Here is a 22,605-nt window from a genome sequence, read left to right as displayed (position 1 = left end):
GCTGCCGCGCGCATCGCATACGCATCGGCTTCGCCCTGGCGGCCGGTGCAGGCGTTGGCGTTGCCGCTGTTCACGACCACAGCCCGCAGCTGACCGTTATTGGACGCGATCGATTCCCGCGTCACCTTCAGCGGTGCAGCCTGGAACAGATTGGTCGTGTAGACCGCCGCCGCCGTCGCCGGCACCTCACAATATATCGCGCCCAGATCATTGCGCGAGGTCTTCTTCAGGCCGCAATGCAGTCCGCCGGCCTGAAACCCCTTCGGCGAAGTAATCGAGCCCTCCGGAACAACCTGAAATAAACTAACCACTCCCATGACGATCCTCTCCATTTCCTGAATCCTGTTTATCTTATAAACAGCTAAGCTGCTGAATTGCTGTACCGCTGTTCTTCTGACTGTACTTCCATATGTCGACGTAATCCTATTCGTTCTCTTGGCTGTGAGCCCTTGCGATCTTCTCCTTTTCATCTAAGGAAACAGGGTATCGCTATTTGCACCAAAACAGGCCTCCGGAAATTTTAATGAAACTGGATATCGCTATTGCGACGATTTTAGGATCAATATCCCGGATTTCCGCCGAATAACGATATGGGGTTTCGTTAAAATAAGTTTGCCGCTGTTTTTGGGGAAATAGCGATCTGTAGTTTCCTTAAAGCATTTATGACCCTCTGAACTTTTAGGGATATACAGGACTCAGCTTAAGTCCGGTTGTCTCGTCCCAGCCCATCAGCAGATTCAAATTCTGTATTGCCTGACCCGCTGCACCTTTGACAACATTATCCGTTACGGCAACAATCGTGACCCTTCCGGTCCGCTCGTCTACAGAAAAGCCGATATCGCAATAATTTGAGCCGAACACTTCCTTCGTTGCCGGCCATTTGCCCGCTTCACGAATCCGCACAAATGGTCTTCCAGCGTAAAATTCGCGATACAACGATACAAGTCCTTCTTCCGTATAATCCCCCTGCAATTTTGCATACATTGTACTCATAATCCCTCTGGTCATCGGCACCAGATGCGTTGTAAAGGTCACTGTTACCGGATTACCAGCAACGAGGGACAGCTCCTGTTCGATTTCCGGAATATGCTGATGCTTATTTACTTTATATACTTTCATATTTTCATTCATTTCCGCATAATGTGTGGTCAGGCTCGTTCCCCGTCCCGCACCGGATACGCCCGACTTGGCATCGATAATAATGCTTGTCGGATCAATCCAGCCTGCGTTCAGAGCAGGAATCAGCCCAAGGAGTGTCGTAGTAGAATAGCAGCCAGGATTGGAGATGAAGCTTGAACCGATCACAAGGTCCCCATTAATCTCGCATAATCCGTAGATGGCCTGATCAAGCCATTTCTGTTCCGCTGCCTCATGCTTATACCAAGCCTCATATTCCGCTCTGTCCTTAATCCGGAAATCACCTGACAAGTCAATGACGCGCAGCCCTGCTTCAAGAAGCTGTGGCACCAGCTTGCTGCTGACTCCTGAAGGGGTTGCTGTAAACACCACGTCCGCTTTCTCTGCAATTTCCTGTGGATCAACACCGTCCAGATTTTGTACCATCAGCTCTGACAAATGCGGGAATCCATCAGCAATCGGCTCGCCCGCGCTGGAGGATGAGATCACCGATACAATCTCTACATGCGGATGTCCCATTAAAAAACGAATCAGCTCCACGCCTCCATAGCCCGTGGAACCAATGATCGCTACCTTCACTTTTACAGCTTCCACCCTATATCCCCTCTTCCCATCGAGATTAGTATCTAAAGACCGTTCAAAAAAAAACCGCTTTTGATCATGCAGCAATTCAGGAAGCTGCTTGGCATCGAATCTTGAATTCACTCCGGTCTAAACGGATGCCTACGAAGTCATGATCGCTACGGAAACATCTCAGGTGCTCCCGTACAAACTCTTGCGCTGCGCTCCTCACACCCTGGATTCACCCAACCTTCTGAATACTGGAGACCCGTCTTTTTGAACTCTCATTTCTATAAGATCCAATGTATAAATCCGTAATTAATATGTATTATTATACGGTTGTGCTTATATAAATACAACCATTAATTATTTTGCTGCTATACCCTGTTGTCATTAGGGGCCTTGAACATGCCTTTAGCAAATTGCCGTGCCCAAAACATATCGTACGAACAACAAAAAAGGAGAATGCTATCATTCTCCCTTTATGAGCAAACTCTTATATTTCACTGTAGATAATCCAGTGTTTGCTCTGCCCGCCGTCCTTCCGATAATGGGTTATAGCAATTGCGGAAGGAGTTCAAGCAGCAGTTCCTGCGTAATAGCGTCCCCATAATTCCATTCAGAAGCCTCCAGTTCGTATATATGCCCCCGCTGCACTGCAGGCAGGTTGCGCCAGCTTCGACTGCTCATTAAATCCTCCATGGCTGCCCTGGATTCCGCATACTTTGATTGCATCATAAAAAGACGACCCCCGGCAAAAGCAGACAGGTCTTCTTCGCTAATTTCAGCAAACCCTTCTCCGTTATTCAGCAGCTTCTGCACTCTCGAAACCGGTCGGAAACCGTGCGGATGATACAACCCTGGAGTTAGCCCTGCTGATCCCATGACATACAATCGTCTGCCATGATCATATTGGAGTACGGAGGCTGTCTCGCCCGGATCAACTAAGGAGCTCAACTGCTTCCAGACTGCCTCCGCTTTTGCATGATACCTGTTCAGCCACTTTTCTGCCTCTAGCCTATGATCCAGCATTTCCCCCAGTACATGCAGCCGGACAGCAAGCGGCGCGAACGAATTGAAAGTAACGGTAGGAGCAATGCCTGATATCAGATTGTACTGCCGTTCGTCAGCATTCGCAAAAATGATCAAATCGGGCCGAAGCTTGGCCAGGTTATCAGGATTCATCGGATGCCCTACGTCCTGCATGCTCTGTTGTAAATTCCGGCTTGCAGCCACATGCATAGGAAAGATCCCGCCTATAGGTTCAATGCCAAGAACCAGCAGATCGCCAAGCGTCTCCCCATAGTAGATAATGCGTTCCGGCTTGACGGGAATATCCACAATATGCCCTGTCCAATCCTTTATTTTTTTGTATTTCCGCATGTACCGTGCGAACTGTTTCGGAGCAATTCCGGTCGATTGCCGAAACTTGCGGTTAAAATAGTACTCATCAAGGAACCCGACCTGACGGGCGACCTCTCGCAGCGGCTCATTCGTACGGACGAGCAAATGCTTGGAGTGATCGATGCGCAGATCATTTAAATACTCCAGCGGACGTTTTCCGGTCAGCTCCTGGAATATTGAAGAATATCGCCAGTGCGGGACATGGGCAGAATCTGCCAGTTCCTTCACCGTAATTGGGTCCATATAATGGCTCTCCATATAACGAATCGTTCCTTCAACCGCCTGTTTCGAATGACTGGATTGCCCGGCATGAAGATTATGCTCAATCAGCACGTGGATAAACTCATGGAAGCGAAGCTGCTGCTTGCTAACCTCCAGGCCACCCGTCTCGCCATGTCCCTCAAACAACTCCTGTGCCATTTGAATGAGCCGAACACTGGGAAAGACCGTCAGTTCCACGCGACCCGATATAAAGTTTCTTAAATACGCTTTATGCGTATTCTTCCCCACCTCAATGACTGAGAAAGTAATTCGATACAAGCTTATTCCACAGTCATACTCGTTCTTTAGCTGGTACTGCTGGCCTGGCGACAAAAGATAACATTTGGCCGCTGCCAATAGATACTCATGCTCCCCCACATAAATACTGCCTTGGCCCTTTAGAATAACGATAACAGTATGGCTGTCCGACACGTATAATTCCGATTCCCAACCGACCGGCTGATCGATCGCTTCTGTATCTGACAAATGGAAGAGCAGATTGCGAAGCGGGGCCGCCTCATTTTTCTGATTATTCATAAGCCGCAAGCTCCTGTAAGCATTAGAATTAACAACTATTTGGCAAGCTGATTGGGTATCTCCTGCAACAGCCATTGTCTAGTTAGCGCGTCGCTTCCCGATTTTAATATATCGATCGTATATACATGACCTTTCTGCACCGCAGGAAGGTTCCTCCATAATGAGCTCGCCTGCATGTCCTATGTCGATTTCTTCGCTTCCTCATCCACTGGTATCAGAACAAAAATGCGATCTCCAGCGTACTCCGGGAGAAGCTCCATCGATATTTCTTTAAAGCCTGTACCTTCGTCCAGCAGCTCCTGGATATTCTCTAATGGCTTCAGTCCTCCCTGTTCATAAATCACCTGCGAGAGTCCCGTGCTTGCCATGACGAACAAACGGTTCCCCGGATAGAAGGTTAACACTGATGCGGTTTCATCCGATTGAACACCTGACTGATGCAGGGTGGCCCACATCTGATTTTTCTTTTCTTTATATTGCGCAAGCCACTGTTCGGCTTCAGCTTTTCTTCCAACCAGATCACCGATTTGCAGCATGCGTGCATCCAGCTCCTCAAAAGTATCAAACATCACGGTTGGAGCAATTTTCGACAGTTGATCGTATTCCTTGTCATCCGTACTCGCCGTAATAATCAGATCCGGTTCTAATTCAAGCGCCTTCTCCAAATTGATAGGGAAGCCAAGATCCTCAACATTTTTGACCTGGTCTTCAAATACAAAACCGTCAATCGCAAAAAAACCGGCTCCTACGACATCCGCATCAATAGCTAACAGATCCCCATAAGTCTCGCCCCAAAAGATAACCCGCTGCGGAGCTGCCGGAATATCCACCTGATGACCTTTATAATCTGTAAATGGACGTACAGCGTTGGCGGACGTACCGGATTTCGGGTTGCCGCAAGCAAACAACAGCATACTTAATAGTACAATCGTTAATAGTGCAAGAAGAGCTCTTTTTCCCATTTTGCAAAATCCCCCTACTAAATATCAATATAAATGATAATGATTATTATTATCAATAATAAGAGTGTATAGGCTCTTCTGTTTTTGATCAATGGACAAACGACAATCCTTGTCTTGATTTTATACAAAGTACTAATACCCTGGGAGCAAGCGAACGCTCCTCTTCTGCCCTGTAAGTTTCCCTTCCCGTGCAGTAAAAAAGCACACTCCAGAGAATCTTTAGAGTGCGCCCTTCCAATGTAAATATGGTTTGAATTTCTCCATCTTGAACCGCAGATCATATACTACTCCTGCACTCGTTTGAAGCCCTCTCCCAAAACTTCATGGGCATTCGTAATGATAACAAAGGCATTCGGGTCAAGCGACTGCACTAGCATTTTAAGACTTGTTACCTCGCTTTGACCAACGACGACCATGAGCACGGTACGCTCTTCCCCTGTATATCCACCACGGGCATCCAGCTTGGTCAAGCCCCGGTCCAAATGCTTCAGCACCGCTTCAGATATTTCCTCCGTCTTGTCAGCGATGATGTAGGCCACCTTCGTATAATTGAAGCCCATCTCAATCATGTCGATAATCTTGCCGGTAATATAGAGGCCGATAAGCGCATAAAGCGCCTTCTCTGGAGACAGGACAAACATCGCCAATAATATAACCATACCGTCCATCATCACGACACATACCGATAAGTTCAGGCGGGTGAGCTTCTGGATAATCTGGGCCAGCGTCGACAACCCCCCGGTTGATCCGCGTCCCCGGAAGACGATCCCAAGACCAACTCCGACACCAATGCCGCCGTAGAGAGAGGCTAACAGCAGATCTGTCGTTGGAACAGACCAGTCCTTGGTCATAAAGACAAAGAGCGGCAAGACGATTGTGCCCAGCAAGGAGCGGATAGCATAATTGCGTCCCAGGACCAGATAACCTGCGATAAATAAAGGAATATTAAGTGCCCACTGCGTATACGCTGGCTCAATGCCGAATACCGACTGAATAATGACCGAGATGCCGGAAACTCCGCCGGATGCAATATTGCTTGGCAATAAAAATAGATTGAAGGCCAGCGCCGTAATAAAAGAACCTGCAATAATCATCATCGTATCGACGGTATGGCGAATCGGCCCATCTACCGGGAAATATTCATTAAGCCTTCGTTTGCGGGTTATTGACGACACCCCAGTTCCTCCTTAGCTATGATTCAAAAAAACCTACACACCGGGAGAGCCGGCGGACGAGACGTACCCGTAGCTTTCTCTCCCCAGCTCTACCTGACATGTGTAGGATTTCCCTTTATTACGATTCAGTTCGGATCTGACTCCGCAAATAACCATCGATAAACGCGTCCAGATCCCCGTCCATTACAGCGCCCACATTCCCGGTCTCAACTGAGGTGCGGTGATCCTTGACCATACTGTAAGGGTGGAATACGTACGATCGAATTTGGCTGCCCCAGGCGATATCCGATTGTTCGCCGCGGATTTCATCCAGCTCTTTCTGCTGTTCTTCCAGCTTGCGTTCATAGAGCTTGGAACGGAGCATCGTCATAGCACGCTCGCGGTTCTTGATCTGCGAGCGTTCGTTCTGACACGTTACGACGATCCCGGTCGGCAAGTGAGTAATCCGTACCGCAGAGTCCGTCGTGTTAATATGCTGACCGCCCGCGCCGCTCGCCCGGTACGTATCGATTTTGAGATCCTCTGTGCGAATCTCGATATCTACATCATCGGTTATTTCCGGCACCACATCGCAAGAGACAAAGGAGGTATGTCTACGACCGGAGGAATCAAATGGCGATATGCGCACCAGCCGATGCACACCCTTCTCTGCTTTTAAGTATCCATAGGCATTATAGCCCTTGATTAACAGCGTAACACTCTTGATCCCAGCTTCATCCCCTGGCAGGTAGTCAAGCGTCTCAACCTTGAAGCCGCGCTTCTCCGCCCACCGCGTATACATCCGCAGCAGCATGGAGCCCCAGTCCTGAGATTCCGTCCCTCCCGCACCCGGATGCAGCTCAAGAATCGCATTCATCTTGTCATATGGCTGACTCAGCAGCAGTTGAAGCTCGAAATCCTCCATTTTCTTCAACAATGCACTTACAGAGGTACTGATCTCGGACAACAACGCCTCGTCATTCTCTTCTTCAGCCAGTTCGGCCATCATCTCGATGTCGTCATACTCCTGCTGCAATGTATTATATTGGTCGACAGACGACTTCACTGCGTTCATCTCCGCGATTAACGCCTGGGCCTTGTCATTGTCATCCCAGAAATCCGGTGCCGCCATCTTTTCCTCGTAATTCGCGATCATTTCCTGCTTCAGGTCTAAGTCAAAGAGACCCCCTAAGATTCGTTAGTCGCGTAGCTATCTCCCTCATGTCATGCTTTACACTTGGATCGATCATGCTGTTCAATCACCTTCCTGGATAAGAGGTTGTTCAAAAAGTCCGCTTGGGATTACAAAGTAACACCGAGAGCTTATTCGACATCCAAGCTTGTAATCGCCCGGGCCTAAGCCAATGCTTACGAAGGATGTTTCCTCCGAAAACATTTCAGGGGCTTACGTACAAGCTCCGAAATACATATGCTCCGCTCCTCTGTCCCTATTTCATTCAACTGAAGCGTTTTGAAAAGGCGCAGATCGGAAGATTAAGCTTCGGTGCTGAAAACCGTACTTTTGAACAAATTCTAAAAGTATTTACGCTCATTTTATACATTTCTAGGGTGAATCACAATAGGACACCCCATTAAAAAAGAAAAAAGGGAGCCTCCATTCACGGAAGCTCCCCGCTGTCAATTATGCGTTCTGTCCGTGGCAGTGTTTGTATTTCTTACCGCTGCCGCAAGGGCACAGATCGTTGCGTCCTACTTGGTCGCTGCGCTTCACCGGACGTTTCTCTGCCGGTTCGCCGCTAGTGGAGATTTTGTCCTCATCCACAACCGCCTGGCGCTCCTGGTTCGTCTCGATTTGCGCCTTCATAATATAAGTCGCAACCTCTTCCTGGATCGAGGCAATCATCTCATTGAACATCTCAAAGCCCTCAAATTGATACTCGCGGAGTGGATCCGTACCGCCGTATGCACGCAGGTGGATACCTTGTCGCAATTGGTCCATCGCATCGATATGGTCCATCCATTTGCTATCTACAGCACGCAAAGCGATAACCTTCTCGAATTCACGCACCAGTTCAGGACCAATCGCTTGCTCACGAGTATCATATTTCGCCATAACCTTCTCAAAGATGAAATCGACCATTTCGTCGGCCTCTTTGCCCCACAGATCATCACGGGTGACCGCACCTTCATCAAGTATCTTCGAGTTAACGTAATCAGCAATCTCTTGCAGTTCCCAGTTCTCCGGAATGTCATCCGCAGTATGCACCGCAACAACACGCTCGATAACCGGCTTAATCATATCCACCACAATTTGCTTGATGTTCTCCGATTCCAGCAGCTCGCGGCGTTGCTTATAAATAATCTCACGCTGCTGGTTCATCACGTCGTCATATTGCAATACGACTTTACGTACGTCGAAGTTATTGCCTTCCACCCGCTTCTGAGCGGATTCAACAGCACGTGTAATCATCTTGCTTTCAATCGGTTGATCCTCCTCGAAGCCAAGACGTTCCATCATGTTCATGACGTTATCGGCCCCGAACCGCTTCATCAATTCATCGCCCAGCGACAGATAGAACTGCGTCGAACCTGGGTCGCCCTGACGTCCGGCACGACCGCGCAGCTGGTTATCAATCCGGCGCGATTCATGGCGTTCTGTACCAATAATATGCAAGCCGCCAACATCGGATACGCCTTCACCCAGCAAAATATCCGTACCGCGTCCCGCCATGTTCGTGGCGATCGTAACGGAGCCTGGCTCGCCCGCGCGCGAGATGATCTCAGCTTCTTCAGCATGGTACTTCGCGTTCAGCACTTTATGAGGGACACCTTTGCGCTTCAGCATCTCGGAGAGAATCTCAGAGTTTTCAATCGACACTGTACCAACCAGGATTGGCTGGTTCTTTTTATGACGTTCTACAATTTGATCTACAACCGCTCTGAACTTGCCTTCTTCGCTCTTGTAGACCACGTCTGGCATATCGATCCGCTGATTCGGACGATTCGTTGGTACTTGAAGCACCTCAAGCCCGTAAATCTTCTTGAATTCCTCTTCCTCCGTCTTCGCTGTACCGGTCATGCCAGCCAGCTTGCGATACATTCGGAAGTAGTTCTGGAAAGTAATTGTAGCAAGCGTCATGCTCTCATTCTGAACCTCGATGCCTTCCTTCGCTTCAATCGCCTGATGCAATCCATCGCTATAACGACGTCCTTGCATAATCCGGCCTGTGAATTCATCGACGATCAGAACTTCGTCTTCGGTCACGACATAATCCACGTCACGGCGCATAATGACATTCGCCTTTAGCGCCTGGGTAACGTGGTGGTTCAGCAGGATATTGCTATGATCATATAAATTCTCGATACCAAAGGCTTTCTCTGCTTTGGCTACCCCTTTTTCCGTCAGGGCTACAGCTTTGACCTTGATATCCACGGTATAATCTTCTTCACGCTCCAGCTTCTTCACAAAGCGATCGGCAAAATAATAAAGCTCCGTCGATTTCTGAGCTTGTCCGGATATGATCAGCGGGGTACGCGCCTCGTCAATGAGGATCGAGTCCACTTCGTCAATAATGCAATAGTACAGCGGACGTTGTACCATTTGCTCTTTGTAAAGGACCATATTGTCGCGCAAATAGTCAAAGCCAAATTCATTATTTGTACCATAAGTAATATCACAAGCATAAGCAGCCTGTTTGTCCTCATGCTCCATGCCATTTAGGTTGATGCCAACCGACATGCCAAGGAAGTTATAGACCTGTCCCATTTGCTCGCTGTCCCGTTGTGCCAAATAGTCATTGACCGTAACGACATGCACGCCTTTGCCCAGCAGAGCATTCAAATAAACCGGTAGGGTTCCCACCAGGGTCTTACCTTCACCGGTTTTCATCTCCGCGATTCTTCCTTCATGCAAAGCCATACCGCCGATCAGCTGCACATCATAGTGACGCAAACCAAGCGTTCTCTTGGAAGCTTCTCTTACTGTAGCAAAAGCTTCTGGAAGCAATTCGTCCAGAGTTTCACCTTTCTCGATCCGTTCACGAAACTCTGCCGTCTTCCCTTGCAATTGCTCGTCCGTTAAAGCTATGAACTCGGGTTCCAATTTATTGATAATATCTACCGTCTTCATAAGACGTTTAACGTCACGTTCATTCGTGTCGCCAAATATCTTCTTCACTAATCCCAGCATGATTTACCCCTTTCACGCATATACAGATGATTTGCCTAAATTGTAACAGTTTGTAATCAATGCCGCAACACACGGCATCACTGTGGAACATTAGCAATTTGCTCCTATTATGAATAAAGAGCCCTATCCGCTAAGCGGATAAAGGCTCGTTCCTTTTACTTCAATTGAAAGAATTACCATTTGCATTCCAACAATCGTCATGAATGGATACGAATTGCTAAAGCTATTCTTGCTCGATTAATCCATATTTGCCATCGTTCCGTCTGTACACTACATTAGTCTCATTCGTCTCAATGTTGGCAAATACGAAGAAATTATGACCTACCATATTCATTTGCAAAATAGCTTCTTCCACATCCATCGGTTTCAGATTGAATTTCTTCGTCCGAACTACTTCCAGCTCGTCTTCTTCTGCCTCACGAGCGGATCCGTTCACGGGACCTTCAACAAATAGATTCTTCAGACCGCTCTCCTGACGGAATTTACGGTTGATCTTCGTCTTATGCTTACGGATTTGGCGTTCCAGCTTGTCCACGACCCCATCGATCGATGCGTACATATCATCGCTGCGATGTTCGGCGCGGAGCACTACGCCTGTAAGAGGAATTGTGACTTCGACTACATGCAAGCCTCGTACAACACTCAGCGTTACACTACCACCCGTAGTCGGCGGTACATCGAAATACTTGTCAAGTCGGCTGAGCTTCTTGTCTACGTATTCTCGCAAGGCTTCTGTCACTTCAATTTGTTGTCCTCGAATACTATAATTCATAGGGCACTCCTCCTTTGACTTTGCACCTTCATTATACCACACATATTAACCCAAAGTAAAAAATGTAAACGGCAAGTTAATGGCGAATTCATGGACGGTCAACTCGATTAATTTCATCGGATTCATCAACAATTTCCCGGCAAAAAGCAAGCGATCTCGTCCATTTCAATTGATCGTAAGCCGCATTATTCTTTGCACCGATTATCCTTCATATACACGCAAGATTTTAGGTTTTGGCACAATAAAAAAACCCTGGTTGCCCAGGGTCTGATTGCTAGCGAATCTCTAATTGTTAACCATCACACATTTTATATGTAGGTCGGCTTGATTAATGCCGGATGATTATAATTTGATTACGTTAGCCGCTTGTGGTCCGCGTGCTCCGTCAACGATTTCGAATTCTACGGATTGACCTTCTTCCAAAGTCTTGAAGCCTTCGGATTGAATAGCGGAGAAGTGTACGAATACGTCTGTTCCTTCTTCAGTTTCGATGAAACCGTATCCTTTTTCTGCGTTAAACCATTTTACTTTACCTTGCATGCACTAACATTCCCTTCATTGTCAAGTAAGAGTCAGTCCTTATGAACAAGCCCTCACTTTTGACTATACCACCCAAACTTAACCAGTGTCAATTACCAAAGAAAAGGTTTTATTGTAAATTAGTTGTAAATGATTGTTGATTAAAAAGTATTAACTATAATGTATAACCTACCAATATAGTAATAAAATTATTAAGTTAACCTTTTAAAATCAAACATAAGTCATCAACTTTTATTATTTTAAAATTATCAAGATAACACCGATAATATATATCGTATGCAAAAAAAGGAGAATGACAATGAAAAATAATGAACAAGAAATCGATCAGCTGATCGATCAAGAATTATTAGTTATAAATGGATTTATTAATAACGGATCCGGAGATGAAGCTTATCAAAGATATACGAGTCTAATAACAAAGTTAGAAAATACAATAAATAACAAAACCGATAACAAAATCAAAGCTAAAGTGTACATTTCATTTGCTTATTTTCTATTCTCTGTAGCTGAATTCCAATCCTTCTTTGAGATGCTCATAAAAGCTCAAAAATATGGCTATTCAAGAGATGAAATAGAAAATTTACTTGTGGAAGCCTTTATTACACCTAATCTTAATGAATTTAAAAATATTTATGATGCTAATATCAAATTTCTAATCTCTAATAAATATATTCATGTTAACAATATTCCAGAGTATCAAGAATTACCTTTCTGGTTACTCCCTACTGGAACTTTAAATGAATACTATATGTATGACAAAGAACAAAAACTAATACAAGAGAAAATATCATTATATAAGTATCAACGCATTAATCCGGTGCCCGCTATAGAAGCCTTTTCAGATTATTTGTTATTCGAGGATTGGAATTGGTACAACATTTTAACGTATACAAACTCTATCAAGAAAACTAATAAAAAAACCTATGTCGTAATAAACACAATAAATAAATTTCTTTCCTGTTTACAAGGTGCATTATTAGATGACAAAATAATATCTAATGTCAAATTCTTTGATAATTACGAAGTACTACAGGATTATTTTATTAATACTAGCGCATATCTCCCAAGAAATTTTATTAATCTTGTAGATAAAAGCGAAAAAGGCAAAGATATTATTACTAGAATCCATGAGTCTCGGATTCATAAAGATAATAGAAAAGGAAACCGTATTTTACTTAGCGTCTGCATCCCAAGTTATAACAGGGGAAATAGGGCATATAACAATATCCTAAATCTTTTACAATCTTATTACGATGAAGAGATAGAGTTTATTATTTCAAATAATGGAACACAAAATAAAACAAAAGTATATTATGATAAAATCAAGGAAATTAAAGATTCACGGATAAAATACTTTGCTTTTGATGAAAATAAGGGGTTTTCAGTAAATTTGTGCAAAGCTTGCGAATTGGCAAGTGGTAAATTTATATTATTGTTAAGTGATGAAGACTTAGTAAACTTAATTGTTTTGCCTTCTATAATGAACACTTTAAACTCCTCAAAAACTGAGTTAGCTATGATGAAAACATCAACTACTTCACAATATAAATTTGCAGATCTTCAGAGTGGACGTGGGAAGGATGCTTTATTAGAATTCATGCTAACTTCAAATTATATGTCAGGACTTATATTCAACACTAAGTTACTTAAGCAATATGAAGGAATTCAATACATCAAAGACAATCTAAAAAATAGCGTATGTTTCTATTACCCTCATATGTATTGGGAGTTGTTGTTATGTCAGTACGGAGATGTACGAACCACAAGCACTACTTTAATACTTGAAGGAAAGCCAGAAAAAGCAGACATTGGAATTGATGAAAATGAAATGAATTCCCCCACCACAATACCTAATTATGCAAACATTGAAAGTAGGATGGACCAACATAAAGATTTTACTTCAATTATTAGAAATCTCGAGATATGTTTACAGGATTCTGACCTCTTAAGACAAATGTATTTTAAACTTTGTATCAAAACTCTATATTTATCTACACTTTCTATACAAGTACATTACAAAAAGGAAAATAGGCACTACAATCAACTAATACAACTATTAGAGAAAACCTGGGAACTGTGTTCAAATGAAGAATTTTATTATCAAAATATAAGTAGCACAAATAGTAATTATAAGTACGATGTCGACTTGGTATTCCAATACTACCAGCATTTCAAAAAAAATTTATAGCATAGAACCTAAACCAAAGGGGACATCCAATTCTTAGTTATAACTAAGAATTGGATGTCCCCTTTTAAGTGAATTCCTTTTGCCCTGTCATAATTAAACCTATAAATGTAAATGCTCTAAACAAGCGATCTTGTCTATTTCCCATTTTACCCCCTATTGCAGATTTCAATTACATTGGTAAGAGAAAGTCGATGGCCTCTATCTTCAAGACAGTTGATTAATTTATATAACTTCACATAATCGTCCATTGTATCAATGGTTACGCTAATGTCCGGTCTTCGCAGTTCCGGTTTATCTGGAATTATTGTGCCTAACTTGAAAATATCCTTATTATTTCGAATATATGGTGTAACATGTTCCCGATCATATTCTTCAATTGAGGACGAATATGCCTTTCCAAGAGCGACATTCTTAATAATTTCTACTCCAGAACCGTAAGGTATTTGGTCGAAACTCACATAATCTAAATTGTTCGTTTTTAGATATTCAACACCACAATCAATAAATGTCGGTTCCATAAAAGGATTGTCCGCAGTAACACGAACAATAATGTCTGCATTAGAAATCTGCATTGTATCGTAATATCGCTTCAAGACGTTTCCTAAACTTCCTCTAAAGACATTAACCCCCAGCTTGTTACCCATAAGCTCAAGAATATCATCTTCAGGCCTAGTTGAAGTAGCTATCCATATTTCATCCACTACTTCAGAGAGTCTAACTTGATTTACGACTCTTTCAATTAGAGTCTTCCCGTTAAGATCTTTCATAACTTTGGCTGGAAGACGTGTCGAGGAGAGTCTTGCCTGAATCACTGCCGCTACTTTTACCAAGCTGTCCACCCACCATCAACGCAAATATTTTGTCCTGTTATATAGCTTGAGGCATCTGAGGCTAACATAACTAGTACGCCTTTTAGCTCATCGGGATGTCCGATTCTTCCAAGTGCAGTTTTTTGACTAAGCTGATTAATAAACTCTTTGTTTTCCTGAACTTTCGGATTAGGAAATGGACCGGGTGAGACTGAATTGGCACGAATTCCTCTTATTCCATAATGACATGCCAAATATTTTGTGAATTGAATTATAGCAGCCTTACCTGCCCCATAATTTGCCGGATTGTTTTGACCTGATGACCCATAGATTTCCGGGTTCGGTGATACCACCCCATACATTGATCCAATATTTATAATGTTCCCTCGGCCATTCTCAAGCATATGAGGAAGTACTGCTTTAGTACATCTATGTACTGCGTTGATTGTGCCATCTATCCCCTTAACCCATTCATCATCAGAGTAATCTTCAACTTTTCCCATTGAATAAAAGTTTGCATTATTAATTAAAACATCTGCTTTTTTATATATTGTAATTATTTCCGTAATTGTCTTCTGGACTGATTCTGCATCAGATATATCTAGTTGAAAGCCCTGATGATCTCCTCCATATTTCTTAGACAATTTTCGAGCAAGGTGATTCACTTTATTGAGGTCCCTGCTGGCAACAGCAATATTTGCTCCCATTGAAGCTAAGCCTTCACACATTGCAATTCCTAAATGCCCTGTTGCACCAGTTACTATAATCGTCTTATTAGTAAGATCAAATAATGTATGTGTCACTATCATCGTCCCCATTTGCTCGGATTAATTATCTTTTCAGAGATACCATCAAAAGATTGAAGAATCTCATCTTTAATAGCTTGATCGAGTGCTGGAAGCTGCATAGTTGCAACATTCTCGGCGAGTTGCAGCTTAGACTCACACCCGACTACTAAACGACTAATTTCACAGAAGTCTCTAATGAACAGAAGTCCTAATTGGGCAGGAGAAAGATCACACTTTTTCGATAACTTACCTAACAATTCAAGCGGTTGCCTAGCTTCTTTTAAGTGTTGAGGAAGTTTCTCAGGGTTTAATGTAAATAATCCTTGCAAAAGTACACTTCTTGCATGAACTTCTATTCCTTTTTTGTACAAAGAATCTAATAAGCCAGACTGTATTAACCTAAGATCAAATATATTAATAGGTACTTGAATAACATCTAGTCCCTTTATACTCAAAAATTGTACTACCTCTTCTGGAGTATAAACAGACACCCCAATTTTTCGGGCTAGTTCTTGCTCTTTGAGCCCGTTTAAAGCATCTATTACCTTGCCGTCATGCGAAGTCATATTAATAGGCGCATGAAGCATACAGTAATCAACCGAGTTAAGCGATAATCTATTCAAAGATTCCTTAAGCCTATTCTCAAGCACATTATATATCTCATCTTGCGTATATACTTTATCTACTTCTATTTCACTAATCTTAGTCGTTACTTGGAATGGTTTCCTTTCACAACTATCTTGTACAGAGAGACTATCCTCCATAAAATACTCGCCAATGATAGCCTCGCTTTCTCCATATCCAGCTGCAGTATCTAACATGCTAATCCCGCTGTTCTTGGCTAGTTTAATTATTTCAAAAGCTTCATGCTTCAACGGCTTTCCAGATCGATTAGCAATTCCATAAGGCATTCCAAGTTGAACAGTACCCAAGCTTAATTTCATAATAAAACCCCATTTTCAAATTAACAATCCGATAATTTACTGTAGAACAATGAGTCATTCCACTTACCACCAGACCAATGAGTGTGACGATGGCAACCATCCAGTTCAAACCCTAATCTATCGAAAAAATTCTGTTTCAAAGTGTCAAAGTCATAAATTTCACTCCATAATCGATGTAAACCCAGCTCTTCAAAAGCATAAGTAACCATAATTTTCGCAGCATCATCTGCATACTTCTCATCAATATATAAATTATCTTTACCAATATATATTGAGAAATCCGCACTCTTGTTAATCCAATCAATATAACAGAGTCCACTTGCCCCTAAAAGTTCTCCAGAGGAGAGTTCTTCAATAGCAAACATTATTGTATTCATATCCTTAAGAACAATCTTCTCAAACCAGTCATTTTGGTTTGAAGTGCTCAATTCTCTATATTCACGAAAATAGCGCCTGAACTCAGGAATATTCCTCCACGAGAGGAGTTTATCCAAATCCTCTCTTTCAATTGCCCTTAGACCGGTATACAAGCCTTTTAACATATTAGTCCACCAAATCCGTTTCATATAAGGCATCGCCTTTTGATTTAGATTTACTTAGCACCTTTCCAAGCACCTTTTTCACATCGCAAGGCAAAAACGCCCCCGCTGGTGCTGGACGTAAAAACTCCAAATCTCCTTCGTTAATGACACTTCCTGCCACCAGGTCTTCACTAATACGAATGCATCTTCGTTGAATAATATACGTATCCTGTTCATTGTCTTCTACACGCTTTATACCAGTTCCTAAAGCCGCCTCTAATTCACGGCTTCTCTCAACCATTTCACCCCATGTCTTTGGATTCATAGAGAAAGGATGATCCGGTCCCTTACGAGAATTGTCATCTGTAAAATGCTTTTCTATTACCCTTGCTCCCAAAGCAACCGCCCCAAGAACTGTTGAATGGCCCGGTGTATGATCCGACAATCCAAGCACCATCTGTGGATATCTAATTGCATATGTTTTAAGTACATTTAAATTAATATGTCTAAAGTTTTCTAAACTTCCTGTATAGTTTGTATTACATTGTAGCAATACGAGCTGTTTATTAAAATTTAGTACGGTATCTACGGCACGTTCTACATCTACCATGTTTGAAGCACCTGTGGCTAGAATAACCGGTTTTTCATTCTTGGCTATAAACTCAATGAAATCTGTCCAAGTGATATCTCCAGATCCAATTTTATAAGCAGGGATATATCGGTCGAGCAATTTCACTGCCTCATAATCATAAGGGGTTGTCATGAAATCAATACCCGCCTCTTTAGCAGTCAGAGCCAGTTCTTCATTCCAATCCCTGTTACATTCAAAATATTTAAAAGTCTCAAACACGCTCTTATCCCATGATGCCTGGTGACTCATTTGACTGCTTAAGCTTCGAAAACCATAATCACTAACTATATGCTCTGCTTTAAAATGCTGGAATTTAGCAGCATCGGCTCCTGCTTCCTTAGCCTGCCATATCAGTTCTTTAGCTCTTGAAAGATCGCCATCATGATTTGCAGCAATATCTGCAATAAAATAAACAGGGTGATCATAGGAGATCTCTCTACTATTAATGATTACCTTATTATCGTACTTCACGTTCCAGCCTCCTCAGATTCCATATATAGCGCTTCTACAACTTGATCCAACCCAGGGAAAGAATATCCGAGCAATTTTTCAGCTTTAGACACATCAAGTCCAAGGCTGTCAGCTCTCTGAATGGCTGACATTTCATGAACACTGCAATAAAGTGGATTCTCTAATTGATATCCGAATCGATTCGCTAGACTCTCAATAAAATCCTTTTTACTATGCGCGCCTCGGCTAGCAATATTAAGCACCCCATACACATTATTGAGATGAATAATATCAAATAATATCTTTGAAAATTGGCTCACTGCAATACTTGATGTATAAAAATCATAAAATAAGCTCATCTGTTTCTTGTTTTTTAGACTATCAATAACCCATTCAACAAATGTAGGTGCCCCTCGTTTTCTTCTAAAACCTACAATATTCGTACGTAACACGAGGGCATATGGTGAAGCTAACGCAAACGACTCACCTGCAAACTTACTTCTAGCATATTCATTCATCAGCTTTATTGTTGCAGTCTCCTGATGTAGATTATCTCCATCATTCGCATAATAATGATCTGTCGAAATCTGTATAAAATAAATCTTCCGTTCCAATGATATTCTGGATAATATCGATGCCGGACGTGCATTAACTAAATACGCTCTTCCTGGATCATCTTCGCATTCACTTAAATTAACTAGTGCAGCTGCGTTAATAATCACATCAGGAGAAACTTCATCAATAGCACTTATAATATTGACAGGATTATTTACATCAACATTAATCTCTGCTCCACTTCTGGCCGCACCAAACAAAGTATGTCCTCGTCTGATAGCCTCTTTCCAAATAGCCTGTCCTAGCATACCAGTAGCACCAAATAAAAGGATCCTCATATTTCCTCCAAAATGCGCCTCAATTCAAGATAACTATATTAGTCCTGATGTTTCAATCCATTCTTTCGTCCTTCTCAGCCCTTCACTTAATGATACTTTCGGCTCCCAATCTATCAATTGTTTTGCTTTTGTTGAATCACTAAGTAACTTCTGTATTTCACTCTGAGGATGGATATGTTTAACATGCTTGATCTTAGACTTATCCTTCACAATTTCGAACGCGAGATCATTTATAGATATATCTTGACCTAGACCAGCATTTACTATTTCACCGTCAACTGACGATGAGAATCCGGCTGCAATAACAAATCTTGCACAATCCTCAACAAACAACAAATCACGGGTTTGAGTTCCTTCCCCGTAAATATTAAGATCCATTCCATTCAATTGATTTTTTAGGAAAATTGCTACAACCCCGCCTTCTCCACCGGTCTTTTGAAATGGACCATAAGTATTAAACGGACGAATGACAACTGTAGGTAATCCATAAGCATGATAGTATGATAAAACCATATTTTCAGCTGCAACTTTAGCACCTGCATACGGCGATGCTGGTTTAGTTGGATGCAATTCATTTATCCCCAAATTATCCAAGCTACGATCGTAAACCATACAAGTACTCATAAACACTACTTTTGTGTTATATCGCCGACATTGTTCCAAAACATAGAAAGTACCTATCGTATCGTTATTAAACGTAGTCCTTGGATCATCTATTGAATCTTGTACATTAATTGAAGCAGCCAAATGATAGCAAATTTCATACTTATTCTCTTGAAATAAATCCGTTAATAGCGTCTCGTCTAATATTGAACCCTTAATAAATTGCTTTAGTCCGGGATGATCTTTAAATTCTTCTATGTTTACTTCTCTACCATTTGATAGATTATCCAGTATCCATAATTGATGGCCTTCCTCTAATAGTTGCTTAGCTACCCAACGGCCAATAAACCCAGCACCACCAGTAAGTAAAATGTTCATTTTATCCTCCTTGTAAAGCCTCTTAGCTATATACAATCAAAATTGACTTATTAAAAGCTTCAAGTCATTTGCTTCCAATGGTTTATTACTATGCGAACTATAGCTTTGCACTTTAGCTGGAGCTGCATTCAAATAATCTCTTTGTTCCATGAAGGAATTACGAATAATAAACATATTCTCGGTCTCTAAAGCATTTCTCGACTCTTCTTCCGTCATTAACTCCTCATACATCTTTTCACCAGGTCGTAGACCGATTTCTTCTACAAGAATATGAGATGGCTCTATACCTAATCTACTACATGTTTGATCAATTACAATATTCGCTAGATCCATAAGTTGAATAATTGGCATCTTAAGTACAAAGATTTCCCCGCCCTGTGCTATTTGCATGGCTTTCAAGGTTAATTCCGTAGCCTGGCGTAAGCTCATCATAAATCGAGTCATTTCTTTGCAGGTAACTGTTATCTTCCTCTTCTCCTCAATTTGCCACTGGAATAAAGGTATGACCGACCCTCTTGATCCCATAACATTACCAAACCGTACAGCAGCAAATTTTGTAGGTTTAGAGCCTGCCTGATACTGCGCTGCAGCAATAAGACGTTCTGCCATCAACTTTGATGCTCCATAAGTATTCGTTGGAGAAATAGCCTTATCAGTACTTGTAAAAATAACTTTCTGTACATTACACGCCAACGCAGCCTGAATTACATTTTGAGTGCCTAACACATTCGTTTGTACCGCTTCAAAAGGATTATATTCGCATGCAGGAACATGCTTCATAGCTGCAGTGTGAAATACGTAGTCGATATCCTGCATAGCTCGTTCTAAACGATTATTATCTCTGACATCACCAATTAGATATCGTATATTCGTGTATTCCTTATACTCCTGTTGAAGCTGAAACTGCTTATATTCATCCCTACTAAATAAGCGAACAACCTCCGGGTTATCTAACAAAATTTCTCGAAGCAAGCTTTGACCAATCGTACCCGTACCTCCTACTATTAACACTTTAGCCCCTTTAAATTGTCCGTTCATAGCTGACATCACCTAATCCATCTATTAATAAATCAATTCGATTTATACCAATATTCAAAGTTTCAAGTAAATCAGGAGTCAAGTCATTCATAACTTTTACCAATTTACCTAAATGCTCTACAATGAGCTTTGCCTTCTTACGTTGGTCTTGAGTTTCAACAATTTCAGTTACATATCGCATGTAAGTATCAATATGTTGCTTTAACAAAAATGAATAAATCACTTTAAATACATCTTGTTCGGTAATAGTAGTCCATAATTTATTTACTTCAATTAATTTTTTCGAAAGAGTACTAATATTTCCATTTACCAATTTATCAGCTAATTGTTGAATGATATCCATCATTCGAGTTATCCGTTTACTTTGTTCTCTTGCTTTAATATACAGGGATTGAATATCATTTTTAATCGAAGAGAAGTTCTCCAGTTTATCTTCCAATTGTAATGGCAGTGCGAATTTGTCAATAGTGAAATCTCGGTCTTCTTTGTCTAACCATTGAGGTAATAACTCCTCCATGGGCCTCCATTCAGTTCCTGATATTACTGCACCATGCTTGGAAGAATTGATTACCCTAACATCTTGTAGAACAATGAACTGAACTAATAGTCCAAGATCATTTAAAGTTACTTTCATTTTTAATGTAGTCAGGTTTTCTCCACCATCTACATTTGGCACCAATTCTTTAGCCTTACTCAGCTCATTATTAATAATACTAGAAGTGAGATGATTAACACCTAAAGTATAGAATTGATTTTCAGGATATGAAAGATCTTGTCCAGTTAAAACAATCTCTGAAGCCCCCATATAGACTGCCAATTGCATTGCGGTACCCGTGACCGATGTAGTGGATTGGAATTTTGGAAGTGATTCCTTGCCTACAATGTATGGAGTTAACCCATCTGCCTCAAGCACCGAAGAGAATACTGGGGCTTTGTAATTTTCTACGATGTGATAATTAATTTGCGAACAAAATACTAAAGGAACTTTACCTGTATCTATGTTTTCGAATACTTTATAATTTGGAATGCCTCCATCCATAGACACCACCATATGTGGAGTAACCCCATAGTGTTCTAAAGCTTGTATGCTCGAACCCGCCGCTATAATGAGACATTTCGATTTAACAGCTCGTAGATACTCAATATCATATTTAAGTGAGGGGCCCGATCCTACGATGATTGCAGTTGATCCTTTAGCGAACTCTTTAAGTTTCTTTGCCGAGTTATCTTTGTTGATATAAGGTAAATTAAACAACACATTTTCAAGCCATTGTTTATTAAATACGCTAAGCGTAGCTTGGTTAGTTCTATTCGCATTAAGAGCATCTCTAATCTTTAATTGTAAATCAGATACCAAATTCGGATATAATCTCTTATAAACAGGAGGAGAAACAAGTCCAAACGTATTGAATATATATGAAGAGATGCTACTAGCTAAAACTGAGTGAAAAAGTTCATCCTCCCCAACTACAAATAAACGGACTCTCGGATTAGATAAAGCCCTTGTTACATCCCTACTCTGGACCCATTCTTTCAGAATATGAATATTAGGTTCATAAATATAAATATAAGAAGACTTCGAATGATAAAGGAGTTGTTCTAGAAAATATCCTAACCCACATCCTACAATCAATAGATGTTCTGACTCAATATCTTGCTCATTAAGAGAGAGAACCCATTTACGCGCTTCCTCTTCTGCATTATATTTACTATGAAGACAAACTTCACTTTCATCTTTATTCAAAATAATGTTAGGTTCTTGTCTCTTTGTTAAGTCTGATTTATAACAATTCCCATTGCTACCTTGAATAACTGGTAGTAACTGAGGATAGCTTTTTTCAATAAAATTTAAATTTCTATCAATTAAGTCCATATCATTAAACC

General features: G+C 41.7%; 19 protein-coding genes. 1 reads left to right on the top strand and 18 read right to left on the bottom strand.

Features of this window, described 5'->3' with window-relative positions; translation table 11 throughout:
• The 9 genes from BN1360_RS06000 to BN1360_RS05960 all read right to left on the bottom strand — a co-directional run.
• On the bottom strand, positions 1–317 hold a 317-nt coding region (locus BN1360_RS06000), incomplete at its 3' end, for a bifunctional ornithine acetyltransferase/N-acetylglutamate synthase (protein ID WP_195714236.1).
• Between the two features lie 361 nt (positions 318–678).
• Complete coding sequence (argC, locus tag BN1360_RS05995; protein ID WP_068778987.1) at positions 679–1,731, bottom strand: N-acetyl-gamma-glutamyl-phosphate reductase; 1,053 nt, start codon at positions 1,729–1,731, stop codon at positions 679–681.
• A 522-nt stretch (positions 1,732–2,253) separates the two neighbouring features.
• Positions 2,254–3,900 carry an AraC family transcriptional regulator gene (locus BN1360_RS05990; RefSeq protein ID WP_068778986.1) on the bottom strand — a complete coding sequence of 549 codons (1,647 nt, stop codon included), beginning with the start codon at positions 3,898–3,900 and terminating at the stop codon, positions 2,254–2,256.
• Between the two features lie 179 nt (positions 3,901–4,079).
• Entirely contained in the window at positions 4,080–4,862 is a 783-nt protein-coding gene (locus BN1360_RS05985) for an ABC transporter substrate-binding protein (protein ID WP_324254241.1), read from the bottom strand.
• 284 nt (positions 4,863–5,146) lie between these two features.
• Entirely contained in the window at positions 5,147–6,037 is an 891-nt protein-coding gene (locus BN1360_RS05980) for a YitT family protein (RefSeq protein ID WP_068778985.1), read from the bottom strand.
• Positions 6,038–6,155: 118 nt separating this feature from the next.
• Positions 6,156–7,266, bottom strand: a protein-coding gene (prfB, locus tag BN1360_RS05975) for a peptide chain release factor 2 (protein WP_148466522.1) whose coding sequence is annotated in 2 segments (ribosomal slippage) — positions 6,156–7,193 and positions 7,195–7,266 — 1,110 coding nt in all. Because the reading frame shifts where the segments join, the coding sequence is not laid out codon by codon here.
• Positions 7,267–7,658: 392 nt separating this feature from the next.
• A complete protein-coding gene (gene secA, locus BN1360_RS05970; protein WP_068778983.1) occupies positions 7,659–10,166 on the bottom strand; it encodes a preprotein translocase subunit SecA in 2,508 nt (835 codons plus the stop codon).
• A 223-nt stretch (positions 10,167–10,389) separates the two neighbouring features.
• Positions 10,390–10,938, bottom strand: coding sequence for a ribosome hibernation-promoting factor, HPF/YfiA family (hpf, locus tag BN1360_RS05965; protein ID WP_068778982.1), 549 nt, complete (start codon positions 10,936–10,938; stop codon positions 10,390–10,392).
• Between the two features lie 342 nt (positions 10,939–11,280).
• A complete protein-coding gene (locus tag BN1360_RS05960; protein WP_068778981.1) occupies positions 11,281–11,478 on the bottom strand; it encodes a cold shock domain-containing protein in 198 nt (65 codons plus the stop codon).
• 298 nt (positions 11,479–11,776) lie between these two features.
• Between BN1360_RS05960 and BN1360_RS05955 the strand changes: the two genes are divergently transcribed.
• Positions 11,777–13,666: a glycosyltransferase gene (locus BN1360_RS05955; RefSeq protein WP_068778980.1), complete on the top strand. Its 1,890-nt coding sequence runs from the start codon at positions 11,777–11,779 to the stop codon at positions 13,664–13,666.
• Between the two features lie 146 nt (positions 13,667–13,812).
• Here the strand turns inward: BN1360_RS05955 and BN1360_RS05950 are convergent, their stop codons facing one another.
• Genes BN1360_RS05950 through BN1360_RS05910 form a run of 9 tightly spaced genes read right to left on the bottom strand, consistent with a single transcriptional unit; the run spans position 13,813 to position 22,594 of the window.
• Positions 13,813–14,496, bottom strand: coding sequence for a cytidylyltransferase domain-containing protein (locus BN1360_RS05950; protein WP_068778979.1), 684 nt, complete (start codon positions 14,494–14,496; stop codon positions 13,813–13,815).
• The gene (locus BN1360_RS05945; RefSeq protein WP_069188296.1) at positions 14,490–15,284 is read right to left on the bottom strand and encodes an SDR family oxidoreductase; all 795 of its coding nucleotides are present in this window, start codon (positions 15,282–15,284) and stop codon (positions 14,490–14,492) included. The genes BN1360_RS05950 and BN1360_RS05945 overlap by 7 nt, the downstream gene beginning before the upstream one ends.
• A complete protein-coding gene (locus tag BN1360_RS05940; RefSeq protein ID WP_068778977.1) occupies positions 15,281–16,207 on the bottom strand; it encodes an aldo/keto reductase in 927 nt (308 codons plus the stop codon). The genes BN1360_RS05945 and BN1360_RS05940 overlap by 4 nt, the downstream gene beginning before the upstream one ends.
• A 20-nt stretch (positions 16,208–16,227) precedes the next feature.
• On the bottom strand, positions 16,228–16,749 hold the full coding sequence (locus BN1360_RS05935; protein WP_068778976.1) for a GNAT family N-acetyltransferase: 522 nt from the start codon (positions 16,747–16,749) through the stop codon (positions 16,228–16,230).
• A gap of 1 nt (position 16,750) precedes the next feature.
• Entirely contained in the window at positions 16,751–17,830 is a 1,080-nt protein-coding gene (locus tag BN1360_RS05930) for an N-acetylneuraminate synthase family protein (protein WP_068778975.1), read from the bottom strand.
• Positions 17,827–18,702, bottom strand: coding sequence for a dTDP-4-dehydrorhamnose reductase family protein (locus BN1360_RS05925; RefSeq protein ID WP_068778974.1), 876 nt, complete (start codon positions 18,700–18,702; stop codon positions 17,827–17,829). Before BN1360_RS05925 ends, BN1360_RS05930 begins: the two co-directional genes overlap by 4 nt.
• Positions 18,703–18,735: 33 nt before the next feature.
• A complete protein-coding gene (locus BN1360_RS05920) occupies positions 18,736–19,683 on the bottom strand; it encodes a GDP-mannose 4,6-dehydratase (protein WP_068778973.1) in 948 nt (315 codons plus the stop codon).
• A gap of 36 nt (positions 19,684–19,719) precedes the next feature.
• Entirely contained in the window at positions 19,720–20,721 is a 1,002-nt protein-coding gene (locus BN1360_RS05915; RefSeq protein WP_068778972.1) for a UDP-N-acetylglucosamine 4,6-dehydratase family protein, read from the bottom strand.
• Positions 20,705–22,594 (bottom strand): motility associated factor glycosyltransferase family protein, encoded by a 1,890-nt coding sequence (locus tag BN1360_RS05910; protein WP_068778971.1) that lies wholly within the window; start codon positions 22,592–22,594, stop codon positions 20,705–20,707. The genes BN1360_RS05915 and BN1360_RS05910 overlap by 17 nt, the downstream gene beginning before the upstream one ends.
• Positions 22,595–22,605: the final 11 nt, after the last annotated feature.

Source organism: Paenibacillus sp. GM2, from assembly GCF_900069005.2.
In the GTDB taxonomy this organism is placed as follows: domain Bacteria; phylum Bacillota; class Bacilli; order Paenibacillales; family Paenibacillaceae; genus Fontibacillus.
This window is presented reverse-complemented; position numbering and strand designations above follow the sequence as displayed.

What these genes read in the sequence shown, in the direction of transcription:
- BN1360_RS05990 (WP_068778986.1), bottom strand. Translation starts at nt 3,900, where the DNA reads ATGAATAATCAGAAAAATGAGGCGGCCCCGCTTCGCAATCTGCTCTTC.
- BN1360_RS05985 (WP_324254241.1), bottom strand. Translation starts at nt 4,862, where the DNA reads ATGGGAAAAAGAGCTCTTCTTGCACTATTAACGATTGTACTATTAAGT.
- secA (WP_068778983.1), bottom strand. Translation starts at nt 10,166, where the DNA reads ATGCTGGGATTAGTGAAGAAGATATTTGGCGACACGAATGAACGTGAC.
- hpf (WP_068778982.1), bottom strand. Translation starts at nt 10,938, where the DNA reads ATGAATTATAGTATTCGAGGACAACAAATTGAAGTGACAGAAGCCTTG.
- BN1360_RS05960 (WP_068778981.1), bottom strand. Translation starts at nt 11,478, where the DNA reads ATGCAAGGTAAAGTAAAATGGTTTAACGCAGAAAAAGGATACGGTTTC.
- BN1360_RS05955 (WP_068778980.1), top strand. Translation starts at nt 11,777, where the DNA reads ATGAAAAATAATGAACAAGAAATCGATCAGCTGATCGATCAAGAATTA.
- BN1360_RS05945 (WP_069188296.1), bottom strand. Translation starts at nt 15,284, where the DNA reads ATGATAGTGACACATACATTATTTGATCTTACTAATAAGACGATTATA.
- BN1360_RS05940 (WP_068778977.1), bottom strand. Translation starts at nt 16,207, where the DNA reads ATGAAATTAAGCTTGGGTACTGTTCAACTTGGAATGCCTTATGGAATT.
- BN1360_RS05935 (WP_068778976.1), bottom strand. Translation starts at nt 16,749, where the DNA reads ATGTTAAAAGGCTTGTATACCGGTCTAAGGGCAATTGAAAGAGAGGAT.
- BN1360_RS05925 (WP_068778974.1), bottom strand. Translation starts at nt 18,702, where the DNA reads ATGAGGATCCTTTTATTTGGTGCTACTGGTATGCTAGGACAGGCTATT.
- BN1360_RS05920 (WP_068778973.1), bottom strand. Translation starts at nt 19,683, where the DNA reads ATGAACATTTTACTTACTGGTGGTGCTGGGTTTATTGGCCGTTGGGTA.
- BN1360_RS05915 (WP_068778972.1), bottom strand. Translation starts at nt 20,721, where the DNA reads ATGAACGGACAATTTAAAGGGGCTAAAGTGTTAATAGTAGGAGGTACG.
- BN1360_RS05910 (WP_068778971.1), bottom strand. Translation starts at nt 22,594, where the DNA reads ATGGACTTAATTGATAGAAATTTAAATTTTATTGAAAAAAGCTATCCT.